Annotated in this window: 13 protein-coding genes; 7 read left to right on the top strand and 6 right to left on the bottom strand. The window is 48.0% G+C overall.

All coding sequences use genetic code 11. The features are described 5' to 3' along the window. A partial coding sequence (locus DXZ20_RS12300) for a diacylglycerol/polyprenol kinase family protein (protein ID WP_431732073.1) occupies positions 1-374 on the top strand: 374 nt, incomplete at its 5' end. A 401-nt stretch (positions 375-775) separates the two neighbouring features. Further along, on the top strand, positions 776-1,192 hold the full coding sequence (locus DXZ20_RS12295) for a bactofilin family protein (RefSeq protein ID WP_163667798.1): 417 nt from the start codon (positions 776-778) through the stop codon (positions 1,190-1,192). A 106-nt stretch (positions 1,193-1,298) separates the two neighbouring features. On the opposite strand, the gene DXZ20_RS12290 is transcribed toward DXZ20_RS12295, so the two are convergent. Further along, entirely contained in the window at positions 1,299-1,625 is a 327-nt protein-coding gene (locus DXZ20_RS12290) for an Hpt domain-containing protein (RefSeq protein ID WP_006515289.1), read from the bottom strand. 215 nt (positions 1,626-1,840) lie between these two features. Next, positions 1,841-2,002 carry a hypothetical protein gene (locus DXZ20_RS12285; protein ID WP_163698462.1) on the bottom strand — a complete coding sequence of 54 codons (162 nt, stop codon included), beginning with the start codon at positions 2,000-2,002 and terminating at the stop codon, positions 1,841-1,843. Positions 2,003-2,202: 200 nt separating this feature from the next. On the opposite strand from DXZ20_RS12285, the gene DXZ20_RS12280 reads away from it, so the two are divergent. From DXZ20_RS12280 to DXZ20_RS12265, 4 genes are all read left to right on the top strand, one after another. Further along, positions 2,203-2,697 (top strand): gamma-glutamylcyclotransferase, encoded by a 495-nt coding sequence (locus DXZ20_RS12280; protein ID WP_163671761.1) that lies wholly within the window; start codon positions 2,203-2,205, stop codon positions 2,695-2,697. A 74-nt stretch (positions 2,698-2,771) separates the two neighbouring features. Beyond that, positions 2,772-3,677, top strand: a complete 906-nt coding sequence (gene cdf31 / locus DXZ20_RS12275) for a CDF family zinc efflux transporter Cdf31 (RefSeq protein ID WP_163667800.1) — start codon at positions 2,772-2,774, stop codon at positions 3,675-3,677. Positions 3,678-3,682: 5 nt separating this feature from the next. Beyond that, a complete protein-coding gene (gene pgsA, locus DXZ20_RS12270) occupies positions 3,683-4,207 on the top strand; it encodes a CDP-diacylglycerol--glycerol-3-phosphate 3-phosphatidyltransferase (RefSeq protein WP_163698459.1) in 525 nt (174 codons plus the stop codon). Between the two features lie 22 nt (positions 4,208-4,229). Continuing rightward, positions 4,230-4,445: a DDE transposase family protein gene (locus DXZ20_RS12265; RefSeq protein WP_163703478.1), complete on the top strand. Its 216-nt coding sequence runs from the start codon at positions 4,230-4,232 to the stop codon at positions 4,443-4,445. A gap of 13 nt (positions 4,446-4,458) precedes the next feature. Here the strand turns inward: DXZ20_RS12265 and ctpC are convergent, their stop codons facing one another. From ctpC to DXZ20_RS12250, 3 genes are all read right to left on the bottom strand, one after another. Continuing rightward, positions 4,459-5,757 (bottom strand): carboxyl-terminal processing protease CtpC, encoded by a 1,299-nt coding sequence (gene ctpC, locus DXZ20_RS12260; protein ID WP_163667807.1) that lies wholly within the window; start codon positions 5,755-5,757, stop codon positions 4,459-4,461. Between the two features lie 373 nt (positions 5,758-6,130). After that, a complete protein-coding gene (ispG, locus tag DXZ20_RS12255) occupies positions 6,131-7,357 on the bottom strand; it encodes a (E)-4-hydroxy-3-methylbut-2-enyl-diphosphate synthase (RefSeq protein WP_163667809.1) in 1,227 nt (408 codons plus the stop codon). A gap of 137 nt (positions 7,358-7,494) precedes the next feature. Further along, positions 7,495-7,965 carry a tetratricopeptide repeat protein gene (locus tag DXZ20_RS12250; protein WP_163667811.1) on the bottom strand — a complete coding sequence of 157 codons (471 nt, stop codon included), beginning with the start codon at positions 7,963-7,965 and terminating at the stop codon, positions 7,495-7,497. Positions 7,966-8,395: 430 nt separating this feature from the next. On the opposite strand from DXZ20_RS12250, the gene DXZ20_RS12245 reads away from it, so the two are divergent. Then, positions 8,396-9,241, top strand: a complete 846-nt coding sequence (locus tag DXZ20_RS12245; protein ID WP_348918295.1) for an AAA family ATPase — start codon at positions 8,396-8,398, stop codon at positions 9,239-9,241. 49 nt (positions 9,242-9,290) lie between these two features. Here the strand turns inward: DXZ20_RS12245 and DXZ20_RS12240 are convergent, their stop codons facing one another. After that, entirely contained in the window at positions 9,291-11,096 is a 1,806-nt protein-coding gene (locus DXZ20_RS12240) for an aspartate kinase (RefSeq protein WP_163698457.1), read from the bottom strand. Between the last annotated feature and the right edge of the window lie 58 nt (positions 11,097-11,154).

The raw sequence follows: 11,154 nt of genomic DNA, 5'->3' as shown, positions 1-11,154 counted from the left end.
GTATTGGAGGGGTGATGGCCTGGTGTTGGCCTCAAGGGTATCCCTATTTTGGTGTCATTGGCATTTTAATTATGTGTTGGGGCGATGGCCTGGCTGCTTTGGTGGGGCAGCGATGGGGGCGGCATCCCTATGAACTGTGGGGGGAGAAAAAAAGCTATGAAGGTAGCTTAACGATGGCGATCGTAAGTACGCTGATTGTGCTCATTGTCCTCGGCTCGCTTCAAGGGCTGAGCGGGTCGCTGCTGTTGGTGGCCTTAGGCGTTGCGATCGCAGCCACTGCCCTGGAAGCTGTGTCTAAATACGGTATCGATAATCTTACGGTTCCTATCGGTACAACTACTGTATCTCTGATATTAAGCAGCCTGTTAGGCTAATCCCACACAAGTGTTCTAGATAGATTGTTTCAAAAAAAGTCATGGAATGCTTACCTGGGAATTTATGTAGGCCATAGGCCATGCTTTTCGTTCGCGGTGATTGTCTGTGCCTATAGACGAATCTTGCACCCCCCTGTATAAAAAACCAAGTAAACAAATAGCTTGAGCGACAGTCTGAATCAAAAACTGATGCTAGAGTTTAGGCAAGGAAAGGCTTAACTTTTCAGAAGCAGCAGTCTGCTTAGTCGTTGTCCAGCCAGTAGATGGTTAGAGTTTAGAGTTTTGATTGTATGGTTCAATAGCCAAAATTTAGCTTAAGTGTGCATCTGGGGGCCTTACCCCGTGGTAGAGCTTTCATTTTTTACTGCTGTCCAACCGTACGGGTACTGATTACTGTGTTTATGTTCAAGCGAAAGCCAGCGACTAGTTTTACCTATCTCAGCAGAACATGTGAATTAGAGGGCAACGTTCATGCCGAAGGCAAGTTAGTTGTTGATGGCATTGTTCACGGAATTGTTGATATACAGGGAGACCTGGAAATTTCTAAAACTGGCCTGGTAGAAGGCCAGGAGGTGCGTGCTCACGACATTGTGGTTCAGGGTGTACTGAAAGCGCGAGTATTTGCTGAAGGTAAGCTGATGTTAAGCGGTACAGCCCGTTTAGAAGGCGATGTAGTGGCAGGTTCCTTGGAGATAGAACCGGGGGCTTACTACACAGGATACATTGAGACTCGGGAATCACGGACACTACCACCATCACGTGATCTACCAGAACTTTACGGCACCACCGAACCTACTGAGAGTCGTACATCTGCCTAGGTGCAGTCAACGCAGCGTTATTAATAGCCTGAATGCCCAACTGTAGTCACAGGGACTACAGTTGGGCATTTCAGTGTTAGATAAAATAAGTAGTAAATATGATACTCTAACGCGCTAACCGCTTTACTTCTTGGTGTAGCGCTTGTAACTGTCTTATGTGATTGGCCGCATTTTTCAGGTTGCCTTGCTTAGCCAGCATCTCAAGCTTGGCAGCAGTTTTAGACATCCCAGTGGCACCAACGTTTGCGCTGGCCCCTTTGATATAGTGTGCTAGCTCTTGTACAGCGACTGGATTGTCCGTAGAGAGTGCTGTTGTCAGCTGAGTCAGACTATTTTCAGTATCCCCTACAAACATCCTCAAAAGTTCTTTTTCAAAGGCTTTATCTCCTCCAGCAAGCTGTTCTAATTGCTCTAAATCGAAGTTCTTGGCCATGGCTTGTGATGACGTGTTTATACACAGCTTTGTATAGAGAGTAGCTTACTTGCTCGGTTTAGGATTAGTTGCTTTGTTAGGGATTAAGCAAATGCTGTTACTGCTTCAGGAAATGAAGCGATCTAGAAAGCTTGCTCTACATTATTGTTTCCGATTAAATCCTCCTGAGGATCCGCAATGGCAAGTAAATTATCCTGTCTCAAGTATTTCTGCCATTAGCTATCCTTCATTAACCAACTCAATAGAATTGAGCCAACGATCAGCCACAGCCATAGTGGCATTGTTGACAGAGTAGGCGTCAAATGCGCTAGACCATCAATGGCAAAGCATAATGGCAGGCTGATCAGCAGAATGATTAGGCCGACAATGAATGGCATGGATGTGTGGCATGGAGGTTGATAGAACTACTTTCTAAGTCTATAAAATCGTGTGGAATTGTTGTGATTTTCTATTTCCCCAGCCATCTCTGTTAAATTCTTGTCATATTCGTACATTTAAATTTGTAAGTTTTGAGTAAGCTGGCTGAACTTACTGAATTTTCTGAGGTTGATAAGGGAGATTGACTGTGGCAATAACAATGATCCATGGAAACTCTGAGCAGTTTTACTATTTTGCCTATGGGTCATGTATGTGTCCTGTCGATCTCAAGCGCTCTTTGCGGGAAAACACCCATCCCTATGTGATTGGACCAGCCCAGCTAAAGGGCTATCGGCTTGGCTTTTTTCGATACTCGCGCCGTCGTCAGTGCGGTGTTTTAGACATTATGCACACCCCCGGTGCAACGGTGCACGGAGTATTGTACTCATTGCCCTGGCATTTAAGTGCGCTGCTTGATCACCGTGAAGAAGGCTATGTGCACCACCCAGTCACTATCGAATGTCGAGGTAAGACGTTCTCTAACACACGTACCTACACTGTGTTAGAGAAGTTGGGGCATGAGCATGCTCCCAGTGATTGGTATTTTGATGTGGTCATGAGAGGAGCTCTTACCTGTGGTTTACCAGAGTCTTACTGCTGGCAGTTGTTTGCCCATATGCATGGTCTGCAATTGCAGCAGCAGCAAGCAGCTTAGAATTTTAGCGTTAAGCATTACGCCATAGGGGAACGTCCTTCGCTACTATTAAACATGCTGCGGAGAAGTCGTGCATGTCTACTGAAGTATCTGGTGTTAGCTATCGGTCTGAAGTGAGGCAGGTCTTGCTAATCACCCTGCTTCTTAATGTATTGGTTCTGCTTCTCAAGGTACTGGTCGGTTTTTGGACAGGGTCCTTGAGTTTGTTGGCTGATGCGCTGCACAGTGTTACCGATAGTGCCAACAACATTTTGGGATTGGTGACCAATCAGTTAGCCTCTCCAGAGCCTGATCGAGAGCATCCCTATGGCCATCAGAAATATGAAGCTGTCGGTGCCTTAGGGATTGCGGCTTTTTTGGGAATTGCCTGTTTTGAAATTTTGAGGGGTGCGTTTGAACGTTTGTTGATGGGATCTGACCCCGTGATCCTTACCCCTATAGCTCTTTGGCTCATGTTGTTGGTATTGGGCATCAATATCATTGTGGCTGTTTATGAGCGCAGGGTGGGCATGCGTTTGGGTAGCAAACTGCTGATCGCTGATGCGCACCACACGATGAGTGACATCTGGATCACCATTGTTGTCATTGCGGGTCTGATCGGGGTGTGGCGAGGGCTGGGTTGGTTAGATATTGTGATGGCATTGCCGGTGGCAGTGTTGGTGTTGCATAGTGGCTGGGTGGTGTTGTCGGCAAATTTACCCTGGCTAGTGGATGAAATGGCCATTGCGCCAGAGGCAATCCATCGAGAAGTAATGCGAGTACCTGGGGTTTTGAACTGTCATAGCATTGCTTCACGAGGCCTCTTGGGTCGCCAGGTATTTATTGATATGCATTTGATTGTGGAACCCAAAGATGTGGTCAGTGCCCACGATATTACTGAAGTGGTTGAACAGAAACTAGAGAAGGTGTTTGGGCCAATTCGGGTCACCATTCATGTCGAGCCGCCGAACTATCGGGAAGATTATATTAGCTATCGGTGAGCCCCATGAATTTACCTACATGGATTACTGTTTCTCGACTGATGGCGATTCCCTTAGTGTTTGGCTTGCTGGCAAGTCCCTCGCCCTCGACTAACAATCGTTGGTGGGCAGTGGTTGTGTTTCTGCTAGCGGCTTGTACTGACTGGCTGGACGGTTATTTAGCACGACGTCTTAATCAGGTGACTGACCTGGGAAAGTTTTTAGATCCGCTGGTGGATAAATTATTGGTGCTGGCTCCGTTAATGGTCTTGGTGCAACTAGGAACGGTACCTGCTTGGGGCGTATTTTTGATTTTGGCCCGGGAGTTAACCATTGCCGGTTGGCGTGTAGGGCAGGCGACGATTACAGGAGCCAATATGTGGGGTAAGGTGAAAACAGTGGTGCAGATTGTTGCGATCGCACTCCTGATTTCACCCATATCCCAGCAATATCCTCTACCAGCCCTGAGTATATTCTGGCTAGCTGTAGGATTGACCTGGTGGTCCGGCCTAATCTATCTCACGGCTAGAAAAGTTACGGGTAAGTCATGAACTGATGTCTGTTCAGAAAACTATGGCTGCTGAAACACCTGAAGACACTCAAAATACCCAGGAATCCGACTCCTGGCACGTGATAAAGCAAACTGACGGACACTGTGAAATTTTTAGTCAGGCTGAACTCGCTCAACGAGGTGATTCCCCACAAATGTGGGGGCCATTTGTTAGTCGAGCTGAAGCAATAGCCAAACGTGTGGGGCTCATTCGAGCTGGTAAATGTTTGCCTAAATAGAGAGTGACAGCTTTTAATTAACCGAAACTACTCCAGCATTCGCTGCTTCTCGCTGGCCACGAATGATATCGTTTAAGACTTCAATTGCTTTAGCGTATTGAGGGTCTTCTTCTGTCCCAATCCGTTCACGGTCTTCACTCAGATATTCCCGCTCATCATCACTAAGCTCAACGGTAAAGTCAGGTTCAATGCCCAGGGTATTGATATCGCGACCGCTGGGTGTGAGGTACTTAGCAATGGTCACTGCAATCCCTGACCCATCTCCAAGTCCCCGGACCGATTGCACTAAACCTTTGCCGAAGGTTTTCGTACCCACCAATACCGCTCGATTATTATCCTGTAGTGCTCCGGACAGAATCTCACTAGCACTGGCAGAGCCACCGTCAACCAATACAACCAGGGGCTTATCGGTTAGTGCGCGGTCACTGGCCACATTCTCATCAACGGTACCTTCACGGTTCACGGTTGAAACGATGGTGCCGTCGCTGAGCCACATGCGAGAAATATCAATACTGGAGTAAAGTAATCCACCCGGATTAGAACGTAAATCCATTACGTAGCCAGTCACATCCCGTAGCTCTAGTTCCTGAATCGCCTCACGCATCTCAGAAGCCGCATTTGCACTAAACTGCGTCAGACGAATATAGCCAACACCACCTTCCTGTTCAGGATGATATGCAAAGCGTACAGGATGAATCTCGATGCGGGCACGCACAAGATCAAAGTTTATCTGCTCACCATCACGGATGACCGTTAATGTCACCTCAGAATTCACTGGACCTCGGATCAAATTAACCGCATCGCTTAGATCCATGCCTTCGGTCGATTCTCCGTCAATACCGGTAATAATATCTCCAGAGCGGACTCCTGCCTCAAATGCCGGCGTATCTTCAATGGGAGAAACGACGATGATTTCTTCTGTTTCTTCCTCCTGGGAAATTTGGATGCCCACACCCGTTAGCTCACCCGAAGTGTCAATTTGCATATTGCGGAATTCTTGGGGATCCATGAAGCGAGTATAGGGGTCATCCAAAGAATCCAGCATCTCGCGGATGGCATCATAAGCCGCGGTGCTATCTGTGTAGTCACGGTTGAGATAGTCGTTGCGAATCGCTAGCCAGTCTTGATCGTTGAATGTTTCGTCGACGTATTCGTGATCGATCAGTTGCCAAACTTCATCAATAACCTCTTTCGGGCTCTCTTTAAAGAACGCCTGACTTTGAGACCAGTGAATGCTTGTTCCTGCAACGACAACAGCCATGCTTGCTAGCGCTGCTGCACCCAAAATCAGGCCATGCTTCTTGGTTGCCATAAAAAAGAGATCCAGAACAATAGGACGATACGAAACTAGTCAAACGGCCAAAATAACTAACTCACACCCCTTATCAAATATATAGGCTTTGCTCAACTGCCGCAGGGGGTATAGAAATATTTAGTTATTTTATGCAGCTTAGCAACTCCTCTCGGGAATCGGTAAGTAGATTTAGCAAGGAATCTTAGCTTTTGGCTGGTTAAATGTGCATTGGACTCATGCTCTATGCTCCAAGTTAACAAATGGATATGAGTTGGAGATGAAGTTTTCCTTGAACAGTACTTAAAACATATCCGGGGCTGTCATTTTTTCCTCAGGAAAAAATGACAGCCCCGAATGCTGTACTCGGTAATTTGTTCTACAGATATGTCACTTATTTGTCCGGCTCTACCCAGCGACCATCACTCTTGATCAGGTTAATTAATTCTTCTACGCCGCTTTCTTCAGGCACACGTTTGATTTCTTCACGCCCTCTATACAGGGAAATATATCCAGGCGTTTTACCCACATAGCCGTAATCAGCATCTGCCATTTCCCCTGGACCGTTAACGATACAGCCCATCACAGCAATATCTAATCCTGTGAGATGGTCAGTTGCAGCGCGTACTTTGTGTAGAACTTCTTCCAGATTAAATAAGGTACGCCCGCAGGATGGGCAGGCAACGTACTCCACCATGGTTTTACGTAAGCCCAAGGCCTGCAAAATGCTATAGCACACTGGGATTTCTTTTTCAGGGGCTTCGGTTAGAGAGACACGGATGGTATCGCCAATGCCTTCGGCTAGGAGAGTGCCAATACCGGCTGTCGATTTAATTCGACCATATTCTCCATCCCCAGCTTCAGTCACCCCCAAGTGCAGCGGGTAGTCCATGTCTAGCTGATCCATGCGTTGAGCCATGAGACGATAGGCGGCCAGCATGACAGGTACCCGTGAGGCTTTGAGGGAAATCACTAAATTATGGAAGTTTAGGGATTCGCAAATACGAATAAATTCCAGGGCCGATTCCACCATGCCTTCAGGGGTGTCGCCATAGGTGAACAACATGCGTTCTGCTAAGGATCCGTGGTTGACTCCAATGCGCATGGATTTGTTTTGGTCCCGTAGGGCAATGACCAAAGGCTCTAGGGTTTCTCTGATTTTTTCACCGATTGCATCAAATTCTGCCTGGGTGTACTCAGTACGGTCATCGCTAGGCTTTTCAAACACGTAAAGGCCGGGGTTGATGCGTACGTTGTCAACGTGTTTGGCAACTTCCAAGGCAATTTTCATGCCGTTGTGATGTACGTCAGCCACCAGAGGCACTGTTTGATAGGTTGCTGCCAGTTTCTCCTTGATGGTTTCCAAGGCTTTAGCGTGGGCTATGCTAGGAACCGTAACGCGCACAATTTCACAGCCAATTTCATGCAGACGGCGAATGGCGGCGACGGACCCTTCAATATCTAGGGTGTCCTCATTGATCATTGATTGCACAACGACGGGAGCTCCGCCGCCAATGATGACGTTGCCAACCGGCACTGGACGCGTTTTGCGACGAATAATTTTGGTATCGAGCAGTTCGTTTAAACCAGTATTTGAAGAAGGGGGCGTCAGGGTTTGCATACGTCGTGAAGCGAATTTTAAAGTTATTGCCTATTGTATTTTGTCAGGGTCTCACAAAATGCAAGTGGTTACTCGCAGTCTGGGCGACATTTCAAAAACACGGTTCACTAGACAGCAACTTTAGATCCACCAGCGCATCAGGTTAATTTGGCCGTACATTCCAAAATTAGCCGTTGATTGATTAAGGAAAACGGCTGAATATCTAGGGTGCGACGAAAGCATTGAATAGCATCTAGATAGTTACCGATGGATGCATGACATAGCCCTAGACCATGGAGTGCGCCAAAGTGGTAAGGGACGAGCTCAAGGGTTTTTTCACAGTCGTTAATAGCCGCTGGGTATTTGCCGAGCATGTAATTCAAAACGGCACGGCGGTTCCATGCTTCGGCAAAGTCAGGTTCAGTCACAATGAGTTCATCGAGAATGGCTTTGGCTTCATCATTCCGCTCTGCTTCTACTAGGGTCTGACTTTCAATCAAACGCTTGGCCCCTTGCATCCCTTTTTGGTGAAACCACATATGCCAGAACTCACCTGTTGCTTGATTGCGAACAGTTTCATCTGAATCTTTTAATGCCTGTAATAGGCGCTCAATGTAGGCAGAATCCATCAGTTAGACAAATCGAGCGGGGGCGAGTGGTCCTGTAAAACAGTGGGTCCTGTAAAGCAGTGGGTCCTGTAAAGCAGTGGGCCTGGCAAAATAGTGGGATCTCTGAATCAGTAAGTCTGGGAAAACAGACGGTAGCTCCTTAAGTAGTCGAAAGATAACGCTAAGCCTGAATAGTGCGGAAAGCACCTATTGGGTTATGAATAGGCCTAGGGAGGGGACAATAGAGAGTGATATACCCCACTGGGGAATGTTAAGGCAAATGCCGTTGCTCATCTTTGAGATGTTTTTGTAGGTCTTCTCAGTTATCTATCGGCACTTCCTACGTAGAAACATTTTCATAGGGATATCTTTAACAGCAGCATTAGCTAATCTTTATGGGCAGTGTACACGTTATAGCCCATACTCCACTTACAAGGGATCGGTGTCTTTGGTGTCCACGGTAATTCAGGTGCGCCCTCAGCAGTTTGTAAAGACTGCTGCACTTGGCCAGATTATGAAGCGGGCGCTGCGATATTTGCGGTCTGGCTATTCCATTCACTTGGAAGGTCCAACGGGAATTGGTAAAACTACGTTAGCTATGCATTTAGCGGACTGTCGAAAGCGTCCGATGTTGCTAGTTGTCGGTGGTCATGAATTAACTGTTTCTGGTCAGCAAGACTCTTGGCTCAGGCTAGCTTGCGCCGAAGGTTGGACGCTGATCTATGACGAATTTAATCGTTCTCGCCCTGAGCTCAATACGGCTTTGTTATCTGCTTTAGAGGAGCGGATTCTAGTGCTGACTGGTGACCATGGCTCAGAGTATGTTTCCATTCATCCTGAATTTCGAGTGATTTTTACTTCGAATTCGGAAGAATACTATGGTACCTATGGCACCCAAACTGCATTACTGGATCGTTTGATCACCATACATTTGTCGGAACCAGATGTTTTGACTCAGCAGCAGCTGTTAATAGAATTAGCGGGCATTTCTAATGATGCTGCCACTTTGGTGATTAGGATTGTGCAGCAGTTTTTTAGACACGTGGCTCCTGAAGGGCAATTTAGCTTACGTCCTAAGTTGATGATTGCCCAGGTTTGTCAGCGTGAGAGGATCCACATTTCAGCGGATGATGCTGAGTTTCGGCAGGTGTGTCGCGATATTTTGCTTTCCCGGTCCTCTCAACCCACAACGGATGCTAATGAGGTGCTTTGGGAGTTATTTAATCAATTGTCCAAACCCATACCGGTGATTAAACCAGTGGCACCTCATTTGTCGCTGGAGCAAGTGGAGCGTTGATAGAGAAGTTTTTCCTGGGCAAGTGCCACTCCCCATTACTCTCTATCCATTAGGCGGGTACTTTAATTTCTTGACTACCTGCTAGGCCAAAGGCGGTGTGCACAGCCTTTAGGGCATCAATACCGCTATCTTCAGCGACGACGCAGCTAATTTTGATTTCTGAGGTGGCAATCATCTGTATATTGATATCGCTATCGGCCAATGCTTGAAACATTTTTGCAGCGGTGCCGGGTTCGGTCATCATGCCGATGCCGACGGCGCTGACTTTAGCAATGGCCTTATCCAGAACAATTTCACTACTGCCAAACTCGGTCGCGAGAGACTGGAGGACGCCCCTGGCCATGTCCGCATCAGCCTGGGCTACTGTGAAGGCAATATCACGGGTTTGAATGCCGTTGAGTTCTCGACAGCGCTGGGCCTGGATGATCATGTCGACACTGATGCCTCGATCGGCCAGGACTTGGAAGAGTTTGGCTGCCATGCCGGGTTGGTCGGGTACATAGCGTAGAGCCAAGCGAGCTTGGTTACGGTCTAAGGCAACTCCACGAACAGCAGGGCCAGGGACGGTTGCAGTGGCATCTAAGCGGGCGGGTGACTGATTGAGGTCAAAGGCATTACAGAGGGCTGCGATGGTGCGATCGCAATCCTCAGCAGCAATGGTACAACTCACCTTGACCTCAGACGTCGCAATCATTTGGATATTAACCTCTGCGGCTGCCAAGGTGGAGAACATCTTGGCGGCAACACCGGGGCGACCAATCATACCGGCACCAGCAATGCTCACTTTGGCAATTTGGGTATCAGTGACCAAAGCAACCGTATCGCCATCCTCAGAGGTACCTCGCAATGAAGGAATCAGTGATGATGCCAGGTTTTTGGCGTCTTCCAAGACATCCTTTTCAACGGTAAAGGCAATGTCATTGAAGTTCCCTTCGTTGATGGACTGAATAATCAGGTCAACGTTGAGATTTTGCTGAGCCACTGTACCAAATAGCTGGGCCGCTATGCCAGGTCGATCTGGCACCCTGAGCAAGGCTACCTTGGCCTGGTTCGTATCGAACTCGATAGCGTCCACCGGGTGAGCTAGCTCTAACCCTTCTAAGGGGCGTGGCAGTCTGTTCGGGGCGGTAACCTTGGTCCCAGGATCTTCAGTCCAGCTAGAACGCACCACCAGGGTAACTCCGTAGTTACGGGCAATTTCCACGGCCCTTGGATGTAAAACCTTGGCCCCCAGGCTGGCCAGTTCTAACATTTCATCGCAAGTGATATCAGTCATCAGCTGGGCTGATGGCACCAAACGCGGGTCCGTGGTTAAAATCCCTGGAACATCTGTGCAGATTTCACATGCATCCGCTTGTAGGGAAGCAGCTAACGCTACGGCAGAGGTATCTGAGCCACCACGACCAAGGGTGGTAATTTCTAAATCAGGGGCATCACTAATGCCTTGAAAACCAGCAACTACAACGACTTGACCCTGTTCTAAGTGGCGCTTGACTCGCTCCGTTTCAATACGCAGAATACGAGCATGGCTATGGCGAGCCTCTGTCACAATGCCAACTTGGGCACCGGTCATAGAAACCGCTGCCTGGCCTCGTTCTTGGAGAGCCATTGTCAATAACGCAATGGATACTTGCTCTCCAGTGGAGAGCAACATATCCATTTCTCGACGACTCGGTTGGCTAGAAATTTCGCTAGCGAGTTTGACTAGGCTATCAGTGGTTTTGCCCATGGCTGATACGACCACGACAACGGAATTGCCTGCCTGTACCGCTGCCTGTACCCGTTCAGCAACGGTTTGGATCCGCTCAACGCTGCCCACCGATGTGCCGCCGTACTTTTGGACGATTAAAGCCATAGTTTATCCCCCTCTCAAACCCACAAACTCAATTTGCCCTCTGAAATATCTGAATAGT

This window comes from Adonisia turfae CCMR0081, assembly GCF_011009555.1.
GTDB classification, from domain to species: Bacteria; Cyanobacteriota; Cyanobacteriia; order Phormidesmidales; family Phormidesmidaceae; genus Leptothoe; species Leptothoe turfae.
This window is presented reverse-complemented; position numbering and strand designations above follow the sequence as displayed.